The sequence below is a fragment of the Halorussus vallis genome (genome assembly GCF_024138165.1).
Taxonomy (GTDB): domain Archaea; phylum Halobacteriota; class Halobacteria; order Halobacteriales; family Haladaptataceae; genus Halorussus; species Halorussus vallis.
The window spans coordinates 3,597,386-3,620,927 of the sequence record NZ_CP100000.1; the positions used below are offsets into that span (position 1 = coordinate 3,597,386).

At 67.4% G+C, this 23,542-nt stretch carries 32 protein-coding genes; 13 read left to right on the plus strand and 19 right to left on the minus strand.

Going from position 1 to position 23,542, the window contains the following annotated elements; all coding sequences use genetic code 11:
* Window positions 1–9 precede the first annotated feature (9 nt).
* Entirely contained in the window at window positions 10–612 is a 603-nt protein-coding gene (locus NGM07_RS18215; protein WP_253514179.1) for a COG1361 family protein, read from the minus strand.
* A gap of 137 nt (window positions 613–749) precedes the next feature.
* On the opposite strand from NGM07_RS18215, the gene NGM07_RS18220 reads away from it, so the two are divergent.
* The 3 genes from NGM07_RS18220 (at window position 750) to NGM07_RS18230 (ending at window position 2,893) form a co-directional block, all read left to right on the plus strand.
* Window positions 750–1,166 (plus strand): nascent polypeptide-associated complex protein, encoded by a 417-nt coding sequence (locus NGM07_RS18220; protein ID WP_253514181.1) that lies wholly within the window; start codon window positions 750–752, stop codon window positions 1,164–1,166.
* Window positions 1,163–1,903 (plus strand): methyltransferase domain-containing protein, encoded by a 741-nt coding sequence (locus tag NGM07_RS18225; RefSeq protein ID WP_253514183.1) that lies wholly within the window; start codon window positions 1,163–1,165, stop codon window positions 1,901–1,903. The genes NGM07_RS18220 and NGM07_RS18225 overlap by 4 nt, the downstream gene beginning before the upstream one ends.
* Before the next feature lie 156 nt (window positions 1,904–2,059).
* Window positions 2,060–2,893, plus strand: coding sequence for a formyltransferase family protein (locus tag NGM07_RS18230; RefSeq protein WP_253514185.1), 834 nt, complete (start codon window positions 2,060–2,062; stop codon window positions 2,891–2,893).
* A 345-nt stretch (window positions 2,894–3,238) separates the two neighbouring features.
* Here the strand turns inward: NGM07_RS18230 and NGM07_RS18235 are convergent, their stop codons facing one another.
* Together NGM07_RS18235 and NGM07_RS18240 are read right to left on the minus strand one after the other, a co-directional pair.
* Window positions 3,239–3,553: a transcription factor S gene (locus NGM07_RS18235; RefSeq protein WP_253514187.1), complete on the minus strand. Its 315-nt coding sequence runs from the start codon at window positions 3,551–3,553 to the stop codon at window positions 3,239–3,241.
* Window positions 3,554–3,617: 64 nt separating this feature from the next.
* Window positions 3,618–3,875, minus strand: coding sequence for a DUF5789 family protein (locus NGM07_RS18240; protein ID WP_253514189.1), 258 nt, complete (start codon window positions 3,873–3,875; stop codon window positions 3,618–3,620).
* A gap of 134 nt (window positions 3,876–4,009) precedes the next feature.
* Between NGM07_RS18240 and NGM07_RS18245 the strand changes: the two genes are divergently transcribed.
* Window positions 4,010–5,302, plus strand: coding sequence for an NAD(P)/FAD-dependent oxidoreductase (locus NGM07_RS18245; protein WP_253514191.1), 1,293 nt, complete (start codon window positions 4,010–4,012; stop codon window positions 5,300–5,302).
* A gap of 13 nt (window positions 5,303–5,315) precedes the next feature.
* On the opposite strand, the gene NGM07_RS18250 is transcribed toward NGM07_RS18245, so the two are convergent.
* The 3 genes from NGM07_RS18250 to NGM07_RS18260 all read right to left on the minus strand — a co-directional run bounded on the left by NGM07_RS18250 (window position 5,316) and on the right by NGM07_RS18260 (window position 7,322).
* Window positions 5,316–6,011: a metallophosphoesterase gene (locus NGM07_RS18250; RefSeq protein WP_253514193.1), complete on the minus strand. Its 696-nt coding sequence runs from the start codon at window positions 6,009–6,011 to the stop codon at window positions 5,316–5,318.
* Window positions 6,008–6,535 (minus strand): putative toxin-antitoxin system toxin component, PIN family, encoded by a 528-nt coding sequence (locus NGM07_RS18255; RefSeq protein ID WP_253514195.1) that lies wholly within the window; start codon window positions 6,533–6,535, stop codon window positions 6,008–6,010. Before NGM07_RS18255 ends, NGM07_RS18250 begins: the two co-directional genes overlap by 4 nt.
* Before the next feature lie 82 nt (window positions 6,536–6,617).
* Complete coding sequence (locus NGM07_RS18260; RefSeq protein ID WP_253514197.1) at window positions 6,618–7,322, minus strand: universal stress protein; 705 nt, start codon at window positions 7,320–7,322, stop codon at window positions 6,618–6,620.
* A gap of 140 nt (window positions 7,323–7,462) precedes the next feature.
* On the opposite strand from NGM07_RS18260, the gene NGM07_RS18265 reads away from it, so the two are divergent.
* On the plus strand, window positions 7,463–8,245 hold the full coding sequence (locus NGM07_RS18265; RefSeq protein ID WP_253520246.1) for a DUF7839 domain-containing protein: 783 nt from the start codon (window positions 7,463–7,465) through the stop codon (window positions 8,243–8,245).
* Between the two features lie 108 nt (window positions 8,246–8,353).
* Here NGM07_RS18265 and NGM07_RS18270 read toward each other — a convergent pair whose 3' ends face one another.
* Window positions 8,354–8,941, minus strand: coding sequence for a J domain-containing protein (locus NGM07_RS18270; protein ID WP_253514199.1), 588 nt, complete (start codon window positions 8,939–8,941; stop codon window positions 8,354–8,356).
* A 217-nt stretch (window positions 8,942–9,158) separates the two neighbouring features.
* On the opposite strand from NGM07_RS18270, the gene NGM07_RS18275 reads away from it, so the two are divergent.
* A complete protein-coding gene (locus tag NGM07_RS18275) occupies window positions 9,159–9,698 on the plus strand; it encodes a DUF7344 domain-containing protein (RefSeq protein ID WP_253514201.1) in 540 nt (179 codons plus the stop codon).
* Window positions 9,699–9,778: 80 nt separating this feature from the next.
* Here the strand turns inward: NGM07_RS18275 and NGM07_RS18280 are convergent, their stop codons facing one another.
* The 5 genes from NGM07_RS18280 to NGM07_RS18300 are packed head-to-tail and all read right to left on the minus strand — an operon-like array spanning window position 9,779 to window position 11,979.
* The gene (locus NGM07_RS18280; protein ID WP_253514203.1) at window positions 9,779–10,534 is read right to left on the minus strand and encodes a proteasome assembly chaperone family protein; all 756 of its coding nucleotides are present in this window, start codon (window positions 10,532–10,534) and stop codon (window positions 9,779–9,781) included.
* 5 nt (window positions 10,535–10,539) lie between these two features.
* Complete coding sequence (locus tag NGM07_RS18285; protein ID WP_253514205.1) at window positions 10,540–10,722, minus strand: RNA-protein complex protein Nop10; 183 nt, start codon at window positions 10,720–10,722, stop codon at window positions 10,540–10,542.
* Complete coding sequence (locus NGM07_RS18290) at window positions 10,723–11,523, minus strand: translation initiation factor IF-2 subunit alpha (protein WP_253514208.1); 801 nt, start codon at window positions 11,521–11,523, stop codon at window positions 10,723–10,725.
* The gene (locus tag NGM07_RS18295; protein WP_253514211.1) at window positions 11,520–11,693 is read right to left on the minus strand and encodes a 30S ribosomal protein S27e; all 174 of its coding nucleotides are present in this window, start codon (window positions 11,691–11,693) and stop codon (window positions 11,520–11,522) included. Before NGM07_RS18295 ends, NGM07_RS18290 begins: the two co-directional genes overlap by 4 nt.
* A gap of 4 nt (window positions 11,694–11,697) precedes the next feature.
* A complete protein-coding gene (locus NGM07_RS18300) occupies window positions 11,698–11,979 on the minus strand; it encodes a 50S ribosomal protein L44e (protein WP_253514214.1) in 282 nt (93 codons plus the stop codon).
* A 323-nt stretch (window positions 11,980–12,302) separates the two neighbouring features.
* Here NGM07_RS18300 and NGM07_RS18305 point away from each other — a divergent pair, with 323 nt between their 5' ends.
* The 6 genes from NGM07_RS18305 to NGM07_RS18330 all read left to right on the plus strand — a co-directional run bounded on the left by NGM07_RS18305 (window position 12,303) and on the right by NGM07_RS18330 (window position 16,912).
* Window positions 12,303–13,139 carry a hypothetical protein gene (locus NGM07_RS18305; RefSeq protein ID WP_253514216.1) on the plus strand — a complete coding sequence of 279 codons (837 nt, stop codon included), beginning with the start codon at window positions 12,303–12,305 and terminating at the stop codon, window positions 13,137–13,139.
* On the plus strand, window positions 13,136–13,723 hold the full coding sequence (locus NGM07_RS18310; RefSeq protein ID WP_253514219.1) for a hypothetical protein: 588 nt from the start codon (window positions 13,136–13,138) through the stop codon (window positions 13,721–13,723). Before NGM07_RS18305 ends, NGM07_RS18310 begins: the two co-directional genes overlap by 4 nt.
* On the plus strand, window positions 13,720–14,124 hold the full coding sequence (locus NGM07_RS18315) for a hypothetical protein (protein WP_253514221.1): 405 nt from the start codon (window positions 13,720–13,722) through the stop codon (window positions 14,122–14,124). Before NGM07_RS18310 ends, NGM07_RS18315 begins: the two co-directional genes overlap by 4 nt.
* Window positions 14,125–14,198: 74 nt before the next feature.
* Entirely contained in the window at window positions 14,199–15,107 is a 909-nt protein-coding gene (locus tag NGM07_RS18320; protein WP_253514223.1) for a hypothetical protein, read from the plus strand.
* Between the two features lie 474 nt (window positions 15,108–15,581).
* Window positions 15,582–16,409, plus strand: coding sequence for a M48 family metalloprotease (locus NGM07_RS18325; protein WP_253514225.1), 828 nt, complete (start codon window positions 15,582–15,584; stop codon window positions 16,407–16,409).
* A 236-nt stretch (window positions 16,410–16,645) separates the two neighbouring features.
* Window positions 16,646–16,912, plus strand: coding sequence for an HAH_0734 family protein (locus NGM07_RS18330; protein ID WP_253514227.1), 267 nt, complete (start codon window positions 16,646–16,648; stop codon window positions 16,910–16,912).
* Between the two features lie 54 nt (window positions 16,913–16,966).
* On the opposite strand, the gene NGM07_RS18335 is transcribed toward NGM07_RS18330, so the two are convergent.
* The 4 genes from NGM07_RS18335 to NGM07_RS18350 form a co-directional block, all read right to left on the minus strand.
* Window positions 16,967–17,734, minus strand: coding sequence for an NAD-dependent epimerase/dehydratase family protein (locus NGM07_RS18335; protein ID WP_253514229.1), 768 nt, complete (start codon window positions 17,732–17,734; stop codon window positions 16,967–16,969).
* Window positions 17,735–17,870: 136 nt separating this feature from the next.
* Entirely contained in the window at window positions 17,871–19,166 is a 1,296-nt protein-coding gene (locus NGM07_RS18340) for an MFS transporter (RefSeq protein WP_253514231.1), read from the minus strand.
* Between the two features lie 154 nt (window positions 19,167–19,320).
* Window positions 19,321–19,872: a metal-dependent hydrolase gene (locus tag NGM07_RS18345; protein WP_253514233.1), complete on the minus strand. Its 552-nt coding sequence runs from the start codon at window positions 19,870–19,872 to the stop codon at window positions 19,321–19,323.
* 96 nt (window positions 19,873–19,968) lie between these two features.
* Entirely contained in the window at window positions 19,969–20,382 is a 414-nt protein-coding gene (locus NGM07_RS18350; protein WP_253514235.1) for a hypothetical protein, read from the minus strand.
* Window positions 20,383–20,562: 180 nt separating this feature from the next.
* Here NGM07_RS18350 and NGM07_RS18355 point away from each other — a divergent pair, with 180 nt between their 5' ends.
* The gene (locus tag NGM07_RS18355; protein ID WP_253514237.1) at window positions 20,563–21,474 is read left to right on the plus strand and encodes a Yip1 family protein; all 912 of its coding nucleotides are present in this window, start codon (window positions 20,563–20,565) and stop codon (window positions 21,472–21,474) included.
* Between the two features lie 170 nt (window positions 21,475–21,644).
* Here NGM07_RS18355 and NGM07_RS18360 read toward each other — a convergent pair whose 3' ends face one another.
* From NGM07_RS18360 to NGM07_RS18370, 3 genes are all read right to left on the minus strand, one after another.
* Window positions 21,645–22,178 (minus strand): hypothetical protein, encoded by a 534-nt coding sequence (locus NGM07_RS18360; RefSeq protein WP_253514239.1) that lies wholly within the window; start codon window positions 22,176–22,178, stop codon window positions 21,645–21,647.
* 207 nt (window positions 22,179–22,385) lie between these two features.
* Entirely contained in the window at window positions 22,386–22,784 is a 399-nt protein-coding gene (locus NGM07_RS18365; protein WP_253514241.1) for a VOC family protein, read from the minus strand.
* A 301-nt stretch (window positions 22,785–23,085) separates the two neighbouring features.
* Complete coding sequence (locus NGM07_RS18370; protein WP_253520247.1) at window positions 23,086–23,517, minus strand: Mut7-C RNAse domain-containing protein; 432 nt, start codon at window positions 23,515–23,517, stop codon at window positions 23,086–23,088.
* Window positions 23,518–23,542: the final 25 nt, after the last annotated feature.

A 23,542-nucleotide genomic window follows, 5' to 3' on the forward strand; every position in this document is an offset into this window, starting at 1 on the left:
CAGCGACGGTCACCCCGTGGCGGTCGTTGTTCCGACCGAGAAGTTCGCCTCCTCGACCGTGACGCCGGCGGCCAGCCAGCCGCTCCGCCGGACGGCTCCGAGTTGGTCGCGGTAGGTGGCGTTCCCGGCGACGAGGTAGGTGCCGGGCAGCGTTGCGGCCTCGACGCCGACGCGGAGTTCGAACACCCGGCGTTCGCCCGGTCGAAGCCGGGGCACGAAGACCCCGACGCGACCGTCCCGGTTCACCCCCGACCCGAAGAACAGCGTCGCGTTGTCGACCGTGAGCCACAGTCCGACGTCGAAGGCGGTTCCGCTCCCGACGTTCGTCAGCGCGAACCGGTAGACGACCGTCTCGCCGGGCAGCAAGGTCCGGTTCGAAACCGCGGTGAACGCGAGGACGGGAACTCCCTGCGCGCCGGCGGTTCGTTCGCCCACGGTCGAGAACCCGTCGTCGACAATCGCCGTCGGGCCGAGCGGCGTCGCGGGACCGCCGCTCGGCCCACCGGGACGGATTCCAGTTCCTGTGTCCGCGTTGGCCGCCGCAGCGACGAACCCGCCGAATGACGCGACCAGCACGACGGCGACGACGCCGACGGTAGCGAGCGGGCGCATACCACCCTTCCTAGCGGGCGAGGAATAGAAAACTACCGCCGAACCGCGTCGTCGCGTCGGTCGCGGCGACGTACCGCCGCGACCGCTCGTGACGGTCGTTCGCCACGCTTATTTTGACTGACTCCGACGCTTCGAGTATGTTCGGAGGAGGCGGCGGGGGTCTGAATCCCCGTAAGATGAAGCAGATGATGAAGCAGATGGGCATCGACGTCGACGAACTCGACGCCGAGCGGGTCGTCATCACCAAGAGCGACGGCGAGGAACTCGTCTTCGATGACCCCGAGATCACCGTCATGGACGCCCGCGGCCAGCAGACCTACCAGGTCGTCGGCGACCCCACGTCCCGCAAGTCGACCGCGGACGAGGACGGCACCTTGGCCGTCGAAGACGGCGAGTCCGGCGACGCCGAGGAGTCGGCCGGCGGCGCGGGCGACATCCCCGACTCGGACGTCGAGATCGTCGCGCAGCGAACCGGCGCGAGCGAGGACGATGCCCGCGAGGCCCTCGAAGCCGCGGACGGCGACCTCGCCGCGGCGGTCGAGCGCCTAGAGTGACGGTCCTGCTGGTCCACGGCGACCGGGAGTATCTGCGCGAACCGGGCGAGGAACTCCAGACCGACCTCGGCGTGCTGGAGGTCCCCGAGGACGTCTCGCACGGCGACACCCTGGAGACGCATCTGGGCGAACGGTTCGAGGTCCGACGCCTCCGCGGCCCGGACCTGTTCAACCACTTCGAGCGCACCGGCGCGCCGATGATGCCTCGCGACGTGGGCCTGGTCGTCGGCCACACCGGCGTCGGCGCGGGCGACCGAGTGCTCGACACCGGCACCGGGACCGGCGTGCTCGCGGCCTACCTCGGTCGGGTGGGCGCGAGCGTGACGACGTTCGAGCGCGACCCCGAGTTCGCCGACATCGCCCGCGAAAACATGGAACTGGCCGACGTGGCGGACCGCGTGGACGTGCGCACCGGCGACCTGACCGAGGAACTGGACGAGTCCGAGGGGACCGACGAACTCGGCCGGTTCGACGTCCTGACCCTCGACACCGGCGACGCCGCCGAGGTTGTCGCGCGAGCGCCCGACCTGCTCGTGCCGGGCGGGTTCGTAGCCGTCTACTCGCCGTTCGTGGAGTCCTCGCGCGACGTCGTCGAGGCGGCCCGCGAGGCAGACCTTCAGAGCATCGAGACGCTCGAAACCATCCAGCGCCGGATGGACTTCGACGACCGCGGCTCTCGCCCGTCGACGGCGGGCGTGGGCCACACCGGCTACCTCACGTTCGCGCGCCGGCCCTGACTCGCGACTCACTCGACTCGCCCGGTTCGTTCGCCGGACGAATCGGGCGAGTCGCGTACGTCACGCGCCGCCTGTTCTCTGCGCTACGGCCCGTAGGAGCCCCATAACAAAGCCCGGAAGCGCCGTCTCCCCGCGTAGGACGCACTGAGAGAACGCATGACCGATACGAACCTCCGAGTCGGACTCATCGTGCGCGGGTCGGACGTCCCGGCGTGGCAGGCCCGCACTATCGAACGGATGCTGGCTCGAACGGACGCCGAAGTAACGCACGTCGTCGCCAACGCCGCGACGAACGAGCAGGGCCTCGACCACTACCTCGACCGGGCGCGGGAGAACCCCCTCTGGACGCCGGTCGGGGCGCTCTATCGCCTCCGGGGACCGCCGGCCCACCGACGCGGTCGGTCGCTCGACTCCATCGCGGGGCTTGGCGACCCGGAGGTCGTCCGGGTCGAACCCGAACCCGCGCCGGACTTCGGCAACGTCCTCCCCGAGGAGGGCGTCGAGGCACTGGCGGAGACCGACGTGGCGGTCCGGTTCGCGTTCGGCATCCTCAAAGGAGACGCGCTCGACGCGCCCGAACACGGCGTACTGAGCTTCCACCACGGCGACCTCCGGGAGTACCGCGGCCAGCCCTCCGGGTTCTGGGAGTACCTCCACGGCGACCCGACGGCGGGCGTGACCCTCCAGCGAATCAACGAGACGCTCGACGGCGGGGAGATCGTCGCCTTCGAGTCGGTGGACATCGCCGACGCCGCGACGTGGACCGAGGTGCGCGACCGCCTGTTCGTGGCCTCCGACGACCTGCTCGTGAAGGGCATCGAGAACGTCGCCCACGGAATCGACCCGCTGTCGCCCGACGAACTCGGCGACCTCTACAGCCTCCCCGAGGGTACGGACGTGCTGAAGTACGTGTTCAAGGAGTGCGTCGGCCGGATGCGCAAGTACGCCTCCGAGATTCAGGTCGGGAAGGCGCCCAAAGCGGTCGAGTGAGCCACGAATAGTTCGAACTTTCCTCGCGGCATCTCGTCCGGACGATTCGCAGAGACTTCGCCGGGGGTCTGCGGTCGGCGCGCGCTGGCGCGACCTCGTGTCGCGCCTTCATGTGCGAGGGATGACTGAGTGCCCCGGAGGGGCGCGAAGGAATCGGCTGGGGAGGCGTGTGGCCGTGGCGGTGGCGGTTGCGGAAATCGCACTAGCAGTCGAAGATGCAAATACGCCGAGACGCGTCGCGTCTCGGCGTATTTGCGTGTCCTTTTTTGGTCCAGCTTTTTTCGAGGAGCGGTGGCTGATTCGCCGAAGGCGAATCAGCGACCCGACGAAGAAAAAAGGTGGGTTCTAGTTATCGTCCTCGCGCCACTTGTGGTGGCACTCGGTGCAGATGAAGAATCGCGTCTCGCTCTCGTCGGCCGAGCGAATCTGTTGCATGTACCACCGGGCGCGGTCGTTGCCGCACTCCGGGCAGTGGGCGTCGGTGGTGGGGAGCGGGCTGTTGTCCTCGTCGCCGGTTTCGATGACCTCGCTGGCCTCCTGGTCCTCGGTGATGACGTACTCGGCGTCGGGGTCCTTGGGCGTCTTGTGGCCGCAACTGCCGCAAACCCAGAGTTCGTCCTCGGCCTTCATCATCGAACCGCACTCGTCACAGAACTCCATTCTTAACTCGGACGTAGCCGACGCGGCAAGTTAAGCGGTGTGTTTCCTGCCGCGACGCCGACCGTTACCCTTCGCCCTCCGACTGGTACGGTTCGCCGACCGCCTCCCGCGGGAGCGTGTTGTTGATTTCGTCGCGGAGTTCCTCGAACGACTCGTACTCCTCGGCCGGCGTCTCCGAAATTAGCTCTCCCAGATTCTCCTCCCCGTCCGAGAACGTCAGCGTCACGTCGTCGAACTCGCGGGCCGCCTCCGCCCGGGACACCGGGTAGGAGAGTTCGGTCAACACCGAGTCGATCCGGCTGAGTTTGACCTCTCGTGCCATGGCACCGGACTACGCCGTGGTCCCCCTTAGGCGTTCCCGCCTCCCGGGAGTCGCAGCGTCGCTTCGACCGCGCGGTTTCGACCGCACGACTTCGACCGACCCCATTTTTGTGCGCGGCGGCCGAATCCGGAGGTATGAGTAGCGTGGTCGTCGCGGGCGCGGGGCCGGCCGGACTGGTCGCGGCCCGCCGTCTCGCCGACGCGGGCGCGGACGTGACGGTGTACGAGCGCCACCGCGACGTGGGCGGCAGGGTGCGGTCGCTCCGGCGCGACGGGTTCGTCTTCGACCGGGGGTTCCAGGTGTTCTTCACGGCCTATCCGGCGGCCCGACGGGAACTCGACTACGGCGACCTCGACCTACGTGGGTTCGCGCCCGGCGCCGTCGTCGCCCGGCCGGGCCACCGCGCGGTGCTCGCGGACCCGCTCCGGGACTCCAGGGACGCGGTCGAGACGCTGTTCAACCGTGACGTGACGCTCCGCGACAAACTCCGGGTGCTCCGACTCCGGCGCGCGCTCGCCGACAGGCCCGCGAGCGGCATCTTCGACGGCCCGGACGCCGCGACCCGCGAGTACCTCCGCGAGTACGGCTTCTCGGAGCAGTTCCTCCGGAACTTCGCCGAACCGTTCTACGGCGGCATCTCCCTCGACCGGAGCCTCTCGACCTCCCGGAAGGCGTTCGAGTTCACCTTCAAGATGCTCGCAACCGGCGACGTCGCCGTCCCGGCCCGCGGGATGGGGGCGATAAGCGAACAGCTCGCAGACCGCGCCCGTGACGCCGGCGCGGAGATAGTCACCGGGGAGACCGTCACCGACATCGATTCGGAGGTCGGGTCGGGACGCGACTTCGGCAGCGGGGAACTCACCGTCGAACTCGGCCGCGAGTCGACCGACGCCGACGCGGCCGTCGTCGCCACCGACCCCAAAGAGGCCCGCGACCTGACCGGCGTCGAGACGATTCCGACCGAGGCCAACGGCTGTGTCACCCAGTACTACGCCTTCGAGGGTCCACAGTTGGACGCGGTCGACCGCCTCCTGCTGAACGCCGGGGACGGCGACGGGCCGAACCACGTGGCCCAACTGTCGTCGGTCGCGCCGGAGTACGCGCCCGACGACCGCAACCTGCTGAGCGCGACGTTCCTCGGAACGTCCGAGGACGCCGAGGAGGAACTCGCGGCCCGCACCGCCAGCGCACTCGGCGCGTGGTACCCCGAGCGCCGCCTCGGCCTCGAAGTCGTCCACACCGACCGAATCGAGTTCGCGCAGTTCGCCCAACCGCCGGGTGTCTACGACTGCCTACCGGGCGTGCGCGCGCCCGACGGTCCGGTCTACCTCGCGGGCGAATACACTCGGGCGTCGTCGCTCGACGCCGCGATGGAGAGCGGTCGGACGGCGGCCCGCGCCGTCGCGTCGGACCTCGACCTCCGGTAGCGTCGGTCCCGATTCACAGCAATCGCCGGAACTCCCCGAGCGGCGGGAACTCGAGCGTCTCGCCCGCGTCCTCGTCGCGGACCACCGGCTGGAGCGCGTCGGCGTCGGTCACCAGCGGCGACTGGAAGTCGCGGGTCCCCATCCCGTTGACGACCGTGCCCGGCGCGATGCGGTTGAACGCCGGAAGCATCAGCACGTCGGCCCCGCGGTAGGTCCGGGGGCCGTACAGCAGGCAGGGCCGGCGCACGCCTTCGATTTCGATGGTCGGGTGGTCGTGGCCGACGACGTACCGGTCCGCGGTCGCCTCGGGGTGGGCGTCGCCGTGGTGGACGACGGTGTCGCCGAACCGGTGTTCGTCGGCGGCGTCGACCCCGGCCGCGTCGAGCACCGAGTCGAGCATCGAGTCGTGGTTCCCCCGGACGACGACCAGTTCGGCCCCCGCGTCGGCGACCGTCTCGGCGAGCGCCGAGACGGTCGCCTCGGTCCCCTCGGGCACCCGGTCGAAGGCGTGGAGCACGTCGCCCGCGACGACGAGTTCGCGCGGGGAGAACTCCGAGAGCAGCGCCGCGAGGCGGTCGGTCAGGTCGGCGCGCTCGCCCAGCGGGAGTTCGACCGCCGAGGTGGCGTCCCGGCCGACGTGGACGTCGGCGACGACGAGGACGTCGTCGCCGGGCAGGTAGACGGCCCGGTCGCGCAACTGCGCGTTCATCGGGTGTCGTCTGGGTCCGGTCGGCCTTCCGGGTTGCGGTCCCGGTTCGACTCCCCTGGTTCGTCGGCACTCCCGCCCGCCCCACCGGGCGCGTCGGCGGCCCGGTGGGCCGCCGACCGCGCGAACCGCTCCAAGAACGCCTCACGCGGCGCGACCTCGATTCCGAGGACGCCGTCGACCTCGCGGAGGTGGGCGTCGTCGCTCACCGCGAGGTCGGCCGCGCCGGCCAGCGCGGCCTCCAGCACCGCGTCGTCATCGGGGTCGGCGGCGACGTCGAGGTCGACGACCGGTTCGACAATTCGGGCGAATCGGGCCACGCGCTCGACCGCCGCTTCTCGCCGGCCGGCGGGAAGCGGCAGGCGGTCGTAGTCGAGGACGGCCGCGAACTCCCGGAGGAGCGCGGGCGAGACGACGAGTTCGACCGCCCCGTCCTCGGCCAGCGCGAAACAGCGCTCGCGCTCGTCGGGGAACGCGAGTTCGGCGACGAGGACGTTCGTGTCGAAGACGACGATCGGTCGGGCCACGCCCGACGTTGGTCGCCGCCGGCCGAAAGCGTTTGCGACCGCCGACCGCGCCGGTTACGCGGCGGCGCGGTTCGGCCGTCTCTCAGTCCTCTCGCACCACGAGGATGGGTCGTTCGAGTCGGTCGGCGACGGTGTCGTAGGTCTTGCCGAACACCCGCTCGACGTTCGGCTGTTGCGTCTCGCCCATGATGACCAGGTCGTCGTCCCGCCCGGCCTGCGCGATGGCGAACGCGGGGTCGTCGGAGACGACCACCTCCGTGTCGATGCTCACCTGACTGAACCCTTCGTCGACGAGTCTCCGTTTCACCTGCGAGAGCAGGTCCTCGCCCGCCTCCACGTCCGCTTCGGTTTCGGCGACGTGGAGCAACGAGACGTGCAACAGCACCTCCTCGTCGAGCGAACTCAGGAGTTCGGCGGCGGGTTCGGCGAACTTCTCGTCGCGGATCGCGACCAGGACGTGTCCCAGCGTCGTTATCGGGTTCGGCACCAGCACCGCGTCGACGTCGCGCTCCTCGGCGACTCGCGTCGGCGCGGCGCTCGCGTCCTCGCCCATCACGAGTTCGACCTCGGCGGTTTCACCCCGGCGGACGAAACTCGACGCGAGCGTGTACAGCGACTGGTAGGCCTCTATCTCGCGCCGGTGGCGCTCGTCGTCGTCGACGTCGTCGGAGAGGTCGTAGACGCCGAGCAGGACGACTTTGCAGGAGGTCAGCCCCTCGACGAACGTCGACGGGAGCGGGTCCGGGTCGGGGAACTCTATCGGAATCAGAATCGTGGGTGAAGCCATCGCTGATACCCTCGTGGTGTCCTACGACCCGCGACAGAAAAGGCCCTGTGGCTTCTCGCGGTCGTCGCCGCTCCGAGCGGCCTCGCGGCGTCTCCTCGTGTCGCGGGGATTTATGCCGGTGGTGGCGAATGTACCAAGGGATGGCCGACGTACTGGAGAACAAACGCGCCTCGACGCGCTTTCGCATCCTCGCGGAGATCGCCGACCGCCAACCCGCGGTCAGTCAGGGCGAGATTGCCGACGCGGTGGGCGTGACCAGCCAGGCCGTCAGCGAGTACATCCGGGCGCTCGTCGAGGACGGACTGGTCGAGAAGGAGGGTCGGTCGCGCTACAGCGTCACGAAGGAGGGCGTCGATTGGCTCCTCCGGGAGGCCGCCGACGTGCGCCGGTACGCCGACCACGTCACCGAGGACATCCTCGGGAGCGTCCAGGAGGAGGCCGCCATCGCCACCGGGGACATCTCTGAGGGCGAGACGGTCACGCTGTCGCTGCGCGACGGCCTGCTCCACGCCGAACCCGGCGAGGGCGGTCCCGCGACCGGGGTGGCGACCACGGACGCGGCGGCCAGCGACGACGTCGGCGTCACCGACTTCGAGGGCATCATCGACTTCGATCCGGGGGGCGTCACCGTCTACCAGGTCCCGCCGATTCGGTCGGGTGGCAGTCGGGGCGCGGACGTCGACGCGCTGGCAGACGCCGCCGCGGCGGCCGACATCGTCGCCGCCACGGGCGTGGAGGCCGTGGTGGCGCTCCGCCGGGCGGGCCACGCTCCCGCGACGGCGTTCGGCGCGGGCGAGGTCGCCGCGGCCGCCGCCGACCGGGGACTCGACGTGGTGGTTGTCGCGACCGCAGACGCCGTCGGTCGGGTGACCGACGCGCTCCGTGACGGAAGCGTCTCGTACGAAGTGACGGACCTCGGCTGATTCGGTCGCTCGATTCGATTGACTCTATTCAATCGACTCGATTCGTCCGATGGATTCGATTCGGGTCGGGCGAGTCGGCACGACTCGCCCGACCCGAATCGGGAAAAGTTAGCTCGCGCGGTTCTTCGCGGCGGTGTAGGCCTCTCGGACCTGCTGGAACGCCTCGCGGTCGCCGCCGTGGTCGGGGTGGACCTCCTTGACCTTCTCGCGGTAGGCCTGCTTTATCTCGGCGAGCGTCGCGTTCGGCCCCACGCCGAGGACGGCGAACGCCGCCTCGGTCGGGTCGACGCCGCCGTCCTCGACGTCGAGTTCGGGCGTCTCGAACGGCAGTCGGTCGCCCAGGTGCATTCCGGGCATCTCGTGTTCGACCAGCACCGCGAACGTCGGCGACCGCTCGATGCGGAAGTACGCCCGTGCGTCGAAGGTGATGGCGACGTCGCGCTCGGGGAGGTAGAACGCCACGTGCTGGCCCTCGACGAAGTGGTCCTCGGCGAACTCCTCGCCGATGGCCGTGAGATACTGACGTATCTCGACGCGCCGCCGCCCCTCCCCCGACGTGCCGGGACCCGGCGACTCGGTGGGATAGAGGCGCGCGCCGACGAAGAACACCCCCGCGATGACGACGCCGACCGCGGCCGACAACCAGAGGCCGACGACGAGCCACTCCGGCAGACCGCCGGCCAACCATTCCGGCAACACGGTTCGACGTAGGGGCCGTGTGGTAAAGAATCTCCCGCCGGCCGGAAACCGCCCGACTCGCCACCGATTTCGGGGCGACGACCGCCGACCGAACTGCTCCTCCGTGCGCCGGTCGAACGTGTCTGACCGCCGACTTCCCCAAGGGTAACATTCATGATGGCAGGGTGGGATACCATGAACGACAAATGTCAGTTCGGTTCCTACACTCCGAACAATGACGACACGTGATACGAACCCAGACGGAACGGGAGAACTCGAACCGAGCCAGATACACAACGTCCTCCGGAACGACCGCCGGAGACACGTCCTGAAACACCTCCGAGACGTCGACGGGGTGCTCTCGGTGGACGCGCTCGCGGAGCACATCGCCACCATCGAAACCGACGAGTCGCCCCCACCTCGGGACGTCCGCAAGAGCGTGTACGTGTCGCTTCACCAGACACATCTTCCCAAGCTGGACGACCTCGGAATCGTCGACTACGACCAGCGCCAGCAGGAACTCGAACTCCGCGACCGCGCCGAGGAGGTGGAGGTGTACATGGAGGTCGTCCCCGAACACGACATCTCGTGGGCGACGTACTACCTCGGAATCAGCACCCTCGGCCTCGTGACGCTGACGTCGGTGAAGTTCGACCTGCTCTTCGTCTCGTCGTTCGGGGTGGAGTTCTGGTCGTGGTACTTCCTCGTGCTCTTCACGCTGTCGGCGCTGTATCACGCGTACAACGAACGGAAGTGGCGGATTCTGGGTTCGTAGTTCCGGACCGAAAAAGCGGGTCGTCGTTCCTGACCGAAAACCGTGTCGCCGCGAGCCGACGGCGGCGGATTCGCGCTCGTTCAGCCGATGTACCGCAGGTCCTCGTCGGCCGCCATCGCCTGCTGGTTCTCCATCTCCTGGATCTTGCCGACCACGTCCTCCATCTCGTCGGCGCGTTCCTCGAGCGACTCGAAGTCGACCTCGAAGCCCAGCGCGTCCTGGAGCACCTCCAGGACGGCCTGGGCGCTCTTGGGGTCGACGAGGTAGCCGCTGGTTTCGCCCATCAGGCAGGTCGCCCGGACCCCGCGGCGCTCGCCGAGTCCCAGGAGGAGGCCGCTGGTGCCGACGATGCCGCCCGCGGGTTCGTCCTCGCGGAACTCGACGCCGACCTCCTCGAGTTCCTCGACGAACTCCTCGTCGGTGGCCGCGCCGAGGACGCCGTACTCGTCGATGAGTTCGCCGGTGGGCACGCCGCCGAGCGCGTAGACCGACTCGACGCCGAACTCCTCGGCCACGTCGAGGAAGGAGTCGGTGAGGCGGTAGTGGCCCCGACTGTCGCTGGCCTGCTGGTCGCCGGTCAGCACCAGCAGGTCGCGGTCGTCGAGTTCGACCGCGTGGAACTCCGCACAGACCAGGTCGGTCGTGCCGTCGTCGCCGACGGTCACCTGCGGGGGGAAGTGTTCCGAGTAGACGCGACGGACGAGTTCGCCGTCCTTCTCCTCCACCAGGTGCTCGGCGGCCAGTTTTCCGACGTGGCCGACGCCCGGCAGCCCCTCGATGAGGACGGGGTCGCGTAGCTCCGGGTCGGCGACTGTCTCGATGTCGAGTTCGTCCATACGGACTACTCGCGGGCGCGCTCCTTAAGTGCCCGTCGGTACTCTCCGTACGGGTCCTCGGGGTTGAATGGCGCTGGCGCGCTGTTGACGGCGTCGGCGCCGCACTCCGGACAGGTCGCAGAAAGGGTGTACACCGGGCGGTCGTGGCGGCCGCGCCACGCCGAACAGACCCGGATGTCGGACTTCATCTACTCGTCTTCGGTCTGGCGCTCGCGGTGGAACGACCCGGTGCCGCCGATGGACTCGATGGCCGACTCGGCGCGGGCCGCGCTCTCCTCGAGCTGGGCCTCGGCCGTCTTGTAGTTGGGGGCCTTGACCCGGATGCGGTACTCGGGCGCGCCGACGTAGGTCACTTCGAGTTCGATCTCGTCGGGAATCTCGCCGTTGCCCTCGGCGGCCTGCAGCGCCTCCTTGATGTCGTCGACGCCGCCGCTCGCGGCGCTCTCCAGGTTTACGTACCCGGTGACGGTCACGTACGGCACCGAGACGTTCTCGCGGGCGGTTTCGACGATGGCGTCGACCTCCTCGTCGGTGAGGTCGGTCCCTTCGAGCGCTTCGGGGCCGTGGATGGCGGCCTGCTCGAAGCCGCCGTAGAGGCCGCCGAACTCTGCCAGCAGTTCGTTGGCGACGTGGGCGTACTTCTCGTCGCCCATCTCCTCGCCGAACGCCAGCTCCATCCAGTTGTCGGCCTTCTGCTCGTTCTTCCACTCCTGGATCTTCTCGGAGCGCTGGTGGTCGTTGACGTCCTTGTACGAGAGGTCTATCTGCTGGGCGCCCTCGTCGACGTCCAGTACCTTGCAGACCACCGTCTGCCCTTCGCTGACGTGGTCGCGAACGTTCTTGATCCAGCCGCTGGCGACTTCGCTGACGTGAATGAGGCCCCGCTTGTCCTCGTACTCCTCGAGGTCGACGAAGACGCCGAAGTCCTCGATCTCGTCGACCTTGCCGACGACGAGTTCGCCAGTTTCCGGCCAGCCGCTAAATTTCATCGGGCCTCTACGGTCTCTGTTACTTCGCCTTCGATGTCGGCCTTGCCGCCGGTCGGCCGGGCGAGCGTCGCACCGCAGACCGCGCAGGCGACCTCGGTCGCGGCCTTGTCGAAGACGATCTGTTCGTTGTCACAATCCGGACACTGGACGGTGTAGAAGCTTCCTGCCATGGGTTTACTCCTGGAACTCCAGCCGACCGGCGCGCCATCCCTTGCGGAGGTGGGCCTTACCGCATTCGCTGCACCGGTACTTGAGGTCGGTCTTCTTCGTCGGCTTGTCGCCGCCGGGCACCTTCGAGAACCGGCCGCGGTTCCCGATACCCTTGCTGCCTTCGCGCTGCTTGCGCTGGTCCCACTTCATGCCGGACGACCGGCCGGTTCGGACCTTCTCGACTTCGTGCTGTTCGTGGGCCTTGCAAAACGGACAGTACGTGTTGAACCGTCGTGGCATCTGCATAGATATCTACCTTGGCGTTTCGTAGAAGCGCGGGGCTTAAAACCCGTTTGGTTCACGCCGGCCCGGACGCGGGCGATTCGCCCCGACGCGCGGTACGGCCGGACTCGTCGGGTCGCCGGGACGCGGGGTTCGCCCGGCCGAGCGTTCGGCCGGGCCGGTTTTACTTTCACCGAGAGTGGAACGATTTTAAGGTCGTACGCACTATATTTCACGCCAACGGTCGCGGGAAGAGGCGGTTCCGCGGCCGGGGAGGTAACCATGAAAACGGGCAACGTCGACGCCGGGAGGCGTCACCGAACGCGATTCAGGGGAGGGTCGAGTCGATGAGCGTGGCCGCGCTACTCGCGTCGGTCGCGCAGGGAGCGCCGTGTCAACGCGTGCGCACCTACTATCTCACCGACGGGGCGGCCGCGCCGCACCTGCGGGACTTCGCGACCGCGATGGAGCGAACCGCCGGCGCGCTCTGCGTCCGAACACAGAGCGCGCCGGCGGGCGAGCGGGTCGTCCGCTACGCGAGCGACGGGGACCGGGGCCGCGACCGGAGTCCGACGGGCGGCGACTGGGAGTGTGCCACCCGCGAAAACGTGAGCGAGGAGTGGTCGGTCGAATCGACGTCGCGCGAGAGGGTGCTCGCGTGGCTCGAAGCCGGCGTCCGGTCGGACGGAAACGTCCCCGACCTGCTCGCTTACGACGACATTCGGGGTGCGTTCGAGGGCGGGAGCGACGCTCCGGGGCGAACCGCACCGTGCGGCGACCGCGACTCGGTCGGTGACGCGTCGGACGCCACCGACGCTCCGACGCTCACGGACGGGGGCGTGCGCCCGTCGGTCGACGGGCGCACGCCCGACGCGATTCCGGTCGCCGAACACGACCTGCTGGCCGACCCGGTCCTGGCCAGTGCATTCCGGGCGGTCGGTCCCGGCGAGCGCGTCTTCCGACTCCCGCTCTCGCTCGCCGCGGAGACGGTGCTCGAACCGGTTTCGGGGAGCGACCGCGTGTTCGTCGCCGCGTCCGTCCCCGAGCGCGAAACCGACCGGGCCCACTACGTCCGACAGGGTCGAGCGAGCGACCGGTTCCCGAAGGCCGAAACCGCGGTGTACGAGCGCCCGAGCATGGACGATAGAGCCGAGGGTCGGGAAGACGGAGGTGAGGCGGCGTGAGCAGCGGTCTGTCGCCCCACCCGGAGGACGACCGGCCGCGCTCGCCCGACGCCGAGCGGTCGGCCGACGAGGAACCGACCGCCCGGGCGGACGCCGCCGGGAGGACGCGACGGGGCGAAACCGCCGACGAGGAGCCGACACCGCCGGAAACGCTGCCCGACGTCTCGCCCGGCGACGAGGTTCGGCTGGCGGTGCCGGACTACGAGTGGGCGAGTCCGCTGTCGGTTCGGCGGGTTTCCCACGAAGCGGGTTCCCGGACGGTCTACCTCGACGGGCCGCGGGGCGGGAGCTACGCGGTCGTCGCCGACGGCGAGTCGCCGCCGACCTGCTACCGCACCGAGGGGCTGGAACTCGGGCTGAAGCGCGGCGACGTGACCCGGTTCGAACTCGCCGACCCGACCGAGTACGGCCCGGTCGAACTCCCCGACCACGTGACCCGCGAGGAGTTGCAGGCGGCGGTCGAGTCGTCGTCGACCGTCTTCCAGGTTCAGCGGAAGCTCCGGATGGGCCGCGAACAGCTCTCGCCGGTGCTGGCTCGGTTGGGCCTCCGCGACGAACTCGAGGACCCCTCCTCGCGGCTATGACAGACGAGTACCGCTTCGAGTGCGTCGAGTGCGGCGCGGTGATTCGAGCGGCCGGCGCCGACCCCGAGACGGCCCGCCGCCGCGCCCGCGAACGCGGGGCCGACCACGTCAACGACGCCCACGCCGACCGACTCGCCGAAGCGGCCGACCGGCCCGACGAACTCGCGCCCGACGACCTGCTGACCGGCGCGGCGGCCTACGGGTCGATGCACGGCTGGCTCGCGCCCGAGGACCACCTGCTGGTCTGTGCGGACTGCGGCTACTACTTCGGAGACCCCGAAATCGACGAGCGCCGCGAACCGGTCGGCGACGGGGGACTCATCTGTGCGGCCTGCTACGACCGCCGCGTCCACGACCGGGTCGAGGCGGTGACGCGCGCCGTCGACGATTTCTTGCGGTGAGCGCGGCTCGCCCCGTATTTTTCGTTTTACAGAGGCAAGAATTAAGTACCGGTGGTGTACAGCGGGAAACGAACATGACGGTCGATCGGAGACAGTTCCTGAAGCGCACCGGTGCGACGACTGCTGGGCTGGCCGCGGTGGCGGCGTCGGCGGGCACGGCGACGGCCTACGACGTAGGCCTCGTCTCGACCCGCGACCACTACACCGACGACGGCTCCTCGCTGGTGTCGGGCGAGACGAAGTACAGCTACGACACCAACGGGCAGGTTCCGGGCGTCGACACCGGGTGCGTCTCGGACCTGACCGTCTTCGTCCACGGCTGGGACAAGAAGAGCAGCGAGAGCGACGCCGAGGCGGCCGCCCGCGAGAAGATCCGCCACGCCCGCGACTCGCTGGTCGGTGCGGGCTACGGCGGCACCGTCGTCGGCTACACCTGGGACAACGACGTCGGCGGCGGCGCCGACTACGGGTGGGGCGAGGCCCAGGACGTCGCCCAGAAGAACGGGCTGAAACTCGCGCAGTTCGCGGTCGACTACAAGTACGCCTGCCCGAACGGTCGGCTCCGATTCGTCAGCCACTCGCTGGGCGCGCAGGTGGTTCTGAGTTCGCTCCGGTCGCTGAACGCCACGTCGTGGTGGCACGACAACGGCCACGACGTCTACTCGACCCACATCCTCGGCGGCGCGCAGGACAACGAAGCGCCCACCCAGGAGTGGACCGACACCTACGAGGCCATCCGCGACGCGGCGGTCGCCGCCTTCAACTACCACAGCCACGAGGACGACGTGCTCCAGTGGATCTACAACTCCTTCGAGGCCGACCAGGCGCTCGGCGAGACGGGCTACGAGGACGGCAACACGCCCGCGCCCAACTACACCGAGTACGACGCCACCTCCCAGGTCGGCAACGACCACTCGGGCTACCTCTCGAACCTCTCGGACGAAGTGGTCTACCACATGGAACACGTCGGCTCGTACGTCTGAGTCGTACCGTCGAATTTACTGCCGGCTATCCTCAGAACCCCATAACTCGAAATCCCTCGCACGGTAGCCACCGGCAGACGGTCCTGCTCGCTCCCTGCGGTCGCTGTGCGGGCTGCGACTGTCGAGGTCACACTCGCTCGCGGCTCCGCCGCTTCGCTCGCGTGACTCCCGCGGCCGCATCTGCGCTCCTCGGCTTGGCGGCCTGCGGTCCTCGTCCCTCGTGCGTGTCGGTGCGGCCGAAACCGCCGGCGCACCAGCACGCGCCGTGACCTAACCTGGTATCACGCATCCTCGTTCAGCCACCGGCGCAGAAGATAACTCTGGGACAAACTTCGGACCTAGAACGTTCAAAATGTTTATCATTATCGAGATTGTAACGCTACTCGTTGTAATCATTGGACATCGGTCAGAAAATTCGAGGCTGGAACATCGGTTAGAGAGTCGCAGCAGGAATCTTCGGACGTTAACTCGAAAGTGGAAATCGATATGAACTCGCCTTCACTGACCTGGCGCGGTAAACTCGGATACTACCTGCTGTATATCGTTGGAATGGGACTGGCGTTACTAACGCTCTCGTTTACTATCGTACTCAGTACTCTCTTCCAAATCGGAACGGTAGTGTTGTTCTTACTGCTGTTTGGGCAAATATTGAGTTTGATACATAATCCGTATAAAGACTCCCAGGCTCCCATCGTTCACGAGTTCGAACAACCATACCGGTCTGAATACGTGCAATTGTGTGCCGAGTTTGGTACACCGGTTGAGGGAAGTTGGGTTACCTACGACCTCTGGGACGCGTACGGCTACGCGGAAATTCGCGGGTTAATACCGAAAAATAGACATCTCTTCCTCGACGCAGACTTCTTCGATTTGTACGCCGACGAAGAACGAATCGCCGCCATCGCGTGGGAGAGTAAACTGGCAGACTCATTCTACCCTCTTTTCTCGACGACGCTCATCTTCCTCACACTCGCTACCTATATCGCAATCGTAGTCGTGAGTGAGTCAGTCGGTTGGGTGTCGTTTTCGAATTGGCCGCTCGTACCGGAACTACTGTTGGTGCCACTCCTACTGCTCGGTATTCTTTGGACGAGACGAAAGGTATACCGAGCCGACGAATTCGCGGCCAGACGAACCTCCGTCGACACGGCCATCGTTGCGTTAGCGAAACTCGAGAGGGAGAAATCTAAGACGAACGACGGACGCGCGGAGATTGCCCTCGCATCGAAAATCTGGACGCGCCCATCTCCTCGAAAACGGATTGCACACTTGCGAACGCAGAAAGCTGACGACACCCTCTGAACAGAATCGAATACGAGAACTCGATTGTCCCCTGAAAAGTAGGCGTCTCCAGCGTAACGGTCGGCCTGTCGTTGCAGTCTGCGGTGCGGTCGAGTGAGTCGCGGCCGCATCCCTCCCTTCGTCGAATCGTTGTAATGGCGAACACGTCCGGGATACCATCTCCACGGACACGAACCCCGAAAGCCGAACGAAGCAGTCCCGAAGCGCTTAAACGGACTCCTTCCGAATCCGCGAGCATGAAGCGACTCATCATCCACGGCGACCCGGGCATCCGGAAGAACGCCGTCATCGACTACGACGGCGGCGAGCGCGTCTGCTTCGCCATCAGCCGCCAGGGCGACTGGCACGGTCCGGACGAGCCCCAGCTCTGGTGCACCATCGGCACCGAGGACGAGCGCGACGACTTCGAGACGCGCAACTTCGTCCCCCACTGGCTCGAAACCGAGTCCATCGACGCCGAGGACCTCGAAGTCATCAAACGCGCCGACGAAGTCGCGGTCTAGGTACCTCGTCTCGACACCGTCCTTCGTCCCGAACCTGCTCGTTCGATTAGATTTCTACTCCTCCAGCACTTCCGCCGAATCGTCCCGCGGCCGGTAGCCGACGGCCCGCATCGTCTCGGTCAGCGACATGTAGCGGTCGTCGTTCCGCGAGATGCCGTGCGCCACGACGGAGGAGTCGGGCAGGTCGGCCTCGACGCACCGTCGGACGACCTCGCGGCAGTCCCGCGGGCTGAGCCACATCGCGCGGGCGAACCGCGCCCTGGCTTCGTCGCCGTCCTGGGTTTCGCGCAACTCGTCCTCGTCCATCAGCCAGCCGATGCGGAGGTTCACCGCCTCGATGTCGTGGCGCTCGGCGTAGAGTTGCCCCAGCGCCTCGCCGGCGACCTTGCTCACGCCGTAGTAGGAGTCGGGCTTGGTCGGGTCGTCGGGCGACACCGTCCGGGCGTCTTCGCGCAGCGACTCGGGTTCGGCGGGGTCGGCGACGTTGTGCAACTGGACCGCGTGGTTCGAGGAGGCGAACACCACCCGGTCGAGTCCTCGCTCGCGGGCGACCTCGTAGGCGTTGTACGTCCCGCCGATGTTGGTTTCGAACACGCCCTCCCAGTCGGCGTCGGGCGAGGGGTTGCCCGCGAGGTGGACCAGCACGTCCTGGCCCTCCAGGGCGTCGGAGAAGGTTTCGCGGTCGGTCACGTCGAGCGTCGGCCCCGGGAGTTCCTCGCGCTCGCGGTGGGTGACGGGCGTGACCTCGTGGTCGCCTTCGAGGGCGGCGAGCACCTGCCTGCCGACGTTGCCCGCCGCGCCGGTGACTGCGACTCTGACCATGCCGGCGGTAAGGCGAGGAGGCGGAAAAATGTGCTCGCCGGCGGCGCGACGCGCGTCGCGCCGCCGGTGAGCGGTTCGGTCCTCGGGCGTCGGTCGGCGCGACTTCCGGTCGCCGACCCGCGACTCGCGACGGTTCTCAGTCGTCGGCCGCCGCGACCGAGTGCTCGGGCGCGGGTTCCAGCGTGAACAGCCACGCGAACGTCGCCGCCGAGACGACGATGAACGCCGCGGCGGTCCAGAACGCGACGAACACGTTGGTCGCGTCCCAGATGGCCCCGACCAGCACGGGACCGCCGACCTGCCCGACCTTCCAGGAGATGGAGCGCAGCGAGAGACTGCTCGCCACCGCGTCGAAGTGCTCGCCCTCCTCGACGAACAGCCCCATGCTCGCCGGCAGTCGGAGGCTGTCGCCGATGCCCAGCACCGCGTAGGCCGCGAAGAGGACGAAGAACGCGCCCGGCAGGACCAGTTCGCGGCCAAGCGCCGCGAGGGTCATCCCCGGCACGTACTCGTGGGCGTACTCGGCCAGCGGAACCAGCGCGACCCCGACCGCGTAGACCAGCGCGCCCGCCAGGATGAACCGGTACTGCTCGCCGAACCGGTCGGTGAGGTCGCCGACCCACCCCTGAGTGAGCGCCTTGGTGAGCTTTCCGCCGGCCATGATGCCGCCGATGACGAAGGCGTTGATGCCGAACTCGGTCTTGGCGTAGATGGGCAGGAAGATGATGATGGCCATCTTCCCGACGCTGAACGCCCCGCGGAAGAAGACGAGGGCCTTGATGGCCCGTCGCTCCAGGAGGTCCCGGAGCGTCTCGTAGCCCGTGGCCTCCTCGGGGTCGGCCCGGCCGCCGGGGTTGTCCCGGAGGAACGCGAACACTGAGAGGAACGCCCCGATGGTGATGACCGACAGCACCGCGTAGGTCGCCTCGAAGCCGTAGACGAACAGCAGCAGGCCGCCGAAGACGTCGCCGAAGAGACTCGACAGCGCGCCGACCTGGTTGTAGGTACCGATCCAGAGGCCGCGGGACTCGTCGGGGCTGATCTCGCCGACGACGGTCGTGCCGGTTATCCAGAGGATGCTCGCGCTGAACCCCTGCAACACCCGGATGAGGACGACGTGCTCGACGCTCTCGGCGAACGCGAACGCGACGAACACGACGACGTTGAGCGCCAGACCGACCAGCAGGAACTTCTTCGAGTCCCGCAGGTCGACGTACCGACCCAGCGGCAGGACGATGAGCAACTGGACCGCGGCGAACGCCGTGCCGAACAGTCCCTCGACGGTGCCGGAGGTGTGGAAGATGTCGGCGTACAGCGCCAGCGCGATGAGGATGGTCGAGTAGGCCTGACTCCGGGCGAACGCGGTGCTCGCCAGGGCGACGAACTCGCGGTTCCCGAACAGGCGAAGCGACCCGCTACTCGACTCGGCCACTGTTACGATTCGAAGTAGGGGGACTCCCGTTTAAAAATCCACTCTTCGCGGAGAGTCCGGCCTCGGCGGAGCGCCCTCCGGCGATTGCCGTCGGTTCGACCGCGGGCGGTCGAACCGACGGCGACGCCTCCTTCTTCGGCGGCGACTCTGCCGCTCACCCGCTCGACTCCACCATCGGCACGTCGACCGTCGAGTACGCGAACGCGACGACCAGCAGTTGGACGCCGACCCCGGCGGCCAGCAGTCCCCAGTTCCACGCCGGGTCGCCGGGGTGCATCAGACCGAACGCGACGGTGTCCTGCGAGAGCGGCCAGAGCGGTTCGACCGGTTCACCCCCGATGGGAATCGGAAGCACGTCGGCGAACAGGTGGCTGCCGAGCCCCGCGAGCGCGCCGCCGGCCCCGAGCGCGAACGCCGTCCGAGGACTGAACGCGGGAACAGCCGAAATTCGGCGGGCGAGTTGCGAGGTCGCGGCCGCCACCGCCGCGAACGCCGCGCCGACCGTCGCAGCCGCGACCAGCGCGAAGAACACGGTGTGGGTCCCGCCGTGGTGGTGGACCAGCGGGAGCGGCGTGTCCACGTCCGGCAGGAGCGCGGTCGCGAGCGCGAGTACCACGACCGCGGCGTACCGGCGCGGGGCGGCGAGCAGCACCGCCGCCGGCGTCGCGAACAGCAGGGCCATCCCGAGGTGGCCCAGCGGAAACATGGCTATCGGTTACGCGCCGGGCGTATTGAAGCCGACGGCCGGGAGCCGCGGCTACGGCGTTCGTATCGGCGAAAAGTGCGGTGGGTGGGTCGGCGCTCAGTCGTCTTCGAGCGCGTCGGCGATGCGCTGAAGCTGACGGGTGGCGTCGCGGACCTCGTCGCGGAGCTGCCGGACCTCGCGGACGATCTCCTCGTTGCCGCCCTCGCTCTCGCCGGGTCGACCGCCCGGACCCGCGCCGGGACCGCCGCCCATGCCGCCGCCGGGGCCGCCGCCCATCATGCCGCTCATCATCTGTGCGAAGGGGTTGCCGCCACCGCCACCCATGCCGCCGCCGGGGCCGCCGCCCATCATCTCTTCCATGCGCTCGCGGCGCTCCTCGTCGCTCTCGCCCTCGCCCTCCTCGGCGCGCTTCTCTCGGATCTCCTCGACGCGCTCTCGGAACGACTTCTCTTCGTCGTCGGACTCGGATTCGGCGTCTGCGTCGGTGTCTCGGGACTCGTCGTCTGCCATACCGGGTCGTTCGCGGGCCGGGTGGAAAAGCGTGGTGTCTCGTCGGCGGTGGCCGGCCGTTAGGGTAAGTCACGCCGGCCGTGGAGAAATCCTTGAGGTCGGCGATGTGCGAGATTCTTCGAACGACAGCATACGCGCGTCTGACGCAACGTTTACTTGATAGAGTGCAAAACCACCCCCATGACAAGCCTCGCGGAGGCCTACGAGGAGAACGTCGGCGAGGTCGCCAACCCCCGCCGACTCTACCTCGGGGTCGGTCTGTTCGCCGTCGGGGCACTTCTCGTCGTCCTCGCCATCGTGATGGCCACGACGGGCATCCACGCCGCGTTCGGACTCGAGTACTGGCAGGGCCGGGAGATCGCCGGCATCCTAGCGGGACTCGGCGTCCCGGCGGTGTTCGTCGGCATCTTCAGCGTCCTGCCCGCGAGCGAGCGCGTCCGGGCCGCTGCGACCATCGGCGCGGGCATCGCGATGCTCGGGGTCGCGCTGTTCGCCTACGCCTACCCCTACTGGTGGGCGGGCGTCGGCGAGGGTCCCGACTACACCTTCCAGGTCGTCGCCGTCTACTTCGTCGGGGTCATCGTCACGTTCTGGTGTCTGTTCGTCGCCGTGGCGAACTTCAAGACGCGCAACGACCCCGGCGGCACCGTCACCCTCGAAATCACCCGCGAGGGCGAGGTCCACACCGTCGAGGTTTCGAAGGGCGACCTGGAGGACTTCGAGGACCTCGACCGACTCACCGGGATGCACACCGAACTGGGCGATTCGGGGAGCGAACCCACGGGACTCGGCGGCGTCGGCTTCTTCGGGGAGGTCCCGGACGGCGAGACGCCGACCCAGACCGCGGGTCGGGGACCCGGCCCCGGCCACGCGACCAGCGACGGAGGCACCACGACGAACGACATCCGGTCGCCGCTCGACGACCCCGACGCCGACCCACTGCCCCGCCAGGGCACCACCGACGCCTACTGCGGCAACTGCCGGCACTTCCGGTACGTCCGGACCAGCGACGGGATGCAACCCCACTGCGGCTACTACAGTCGCACGATGCAGGACATGGACGCCTGCGACGAGTGGGAACCGAACAGCTAGAACGCGAGGTACCTCTCGGGGTCCGGCCAACTGTTTTCGGCTTCGTTCGCTTTTTCGATAGCAGTCCTGTACCCCGTCATAGATGGTGACCCTCTCAAAGGAAGACTACGAGCGACTGTACCGACGAACGCGTTGACTGCACGGCGGAAATTCTGCTAATCGTTCGCTACTCAGGAATCGCAGTCGTACGAACGTCTCTCTTTCTCGACGGTGACCGTCCGAGTTGCGTTAGCGACGACAGTGCTCGATTCACGCAGGCGAACGCGAATCTCGGCCGGTTTGCCGACCGAAAGCGCTTCGTCATCGCGGACGACCCAGAAGACGTTCACTCGCTCCCGGCCCGTTCGCTGAACGGGTTCGGTCGTGGTCTTCGTGGTGTTGTCGATGCTCACTTCAACATCGTACTTAGGGCCATCTCCGTCTTCTAACGGTGTCTCGACGACGATGTCGGCACGGACAGTGACGTGGTCACCGGGCGTTCCGCTCGCAATACACTTTGCGACGGTGCCGTTCCCCACATCCGGTATCCTGATTTCGTCGTTGAGGTGGACGGACACGTTGGAGACTTCGACGGAGGGCTCGTCAGGGCTGATCTGGTTGGTGATCGGTGCGAACAGTATCAGGGTACCGACGCTGAACGCCGTCACGAAGAGAAAAGCGACGATGGAGGCAGGGCGGGGCGGCCAGTTGAGCAGCCACGGCAATATATTCACAACTTCATCCCCCAATCACAACTGAATAAACCCTCCGTATCTTGTACGAACGTCTCGATTCGCTCAGTCACTGTCAGAAACGGAGTACTGAATAGCGAGTGCGCATCGGCCACACCGGTTCTCCGATAGCACGTATAGAAACGGGATTGTAGACCGGTCCAGAGGATACGTTACCTCTGCGCCCAGTAGTGGGTGGAATCAGCGGTGTTCTATAAGTTCGATGCGGACACCGGACGGGTCGGTGAAGAACGCGATGTTCAGGTCACCGAAGACGGATGGTTCCATGATAAATTCGACTCCGGCCGCTGTGAGTTCTCGATACGCACTCTCGATATCGTCGACCACGAATCCGAAGTGAAGGAATCCAAGCGGAACTTCGTCGACCAGTCCAGCGGCCTCGTAGGGGGCTCGGTCAAAGAAGTACACCCGCTTGTCAGCGACCGCCAGAGCTGCGTGGTTGACGGCAGTCGCTCCTTCCCCGGTTTCTGCGTCTCCTCGCTCTATCAATTCTGCATCGAACTGCTCGCGGTAAAATTCGACGCACTCGTCGATGTCACGGACCTTCAGTGCGACGTGGAAGAACGATTCGGGCTTCATACCGCGATTAATGTTGTACAGTAGTAAATAGTCTCTCCGACGATAGATGGAAACCGTAGGAGCGTCACCGGACCTGCATGCTAGCCATACCTGTCGTGCTTGGCACACCCGCTGTATTCAGCACGCCGTTTGTGTCAGTTTTGAGGTTCCTAACAAAGCTGGGTCGCTGAGCGACCGCGAGCGGGGGCTTTCGGGGCGGTTTCCTTCGCCGCAGTCGTCGTTGTCTTAGTAGGTGGACAGCGGAGGCTCTTCGCGAATCTCTCGACGGAATCGGACGGTCCGAAACCTCCGATTACTCCTCTCACTCGGAGGAGAGTCCGTTCAGCGTCTCCGCCACCCGGTCCCAGTGACTGCCCTTCCAGAAGTGCTTCCCGCACGCCGGACACCGCCAGACCCGGCGCTCGTCGAGGTCGGGCGCGTACTCGGGCGTCGTCTCGCCGTCCCCGACCTCGACCAGTTCCGAGTTACACGCAGAACACCGCGTGGGCTCCGATAGCCCCAGTTCGAACCCCGGACTCCGAAGTTCGGCGAGCTGGTCCGTCACGTCCCGCGATTCGAGCAACACTCCCGCGTCGCCCGCACGCCGCGCCAGCGCCGCGTCCCGCGTCACCAGCAGACGACCCTCCTCGCGAGCCAGTTCGAGCAGGCGGTCGTCGGCCTCCTCGTCCCGGTCCAGCGCGTAGGCCGCGTCGTAGCCGCACATCCGGAGGTAGGTCGCGAGTTTGCCCAGCATCACGTCGAGCAGGACCGGAGTGTCC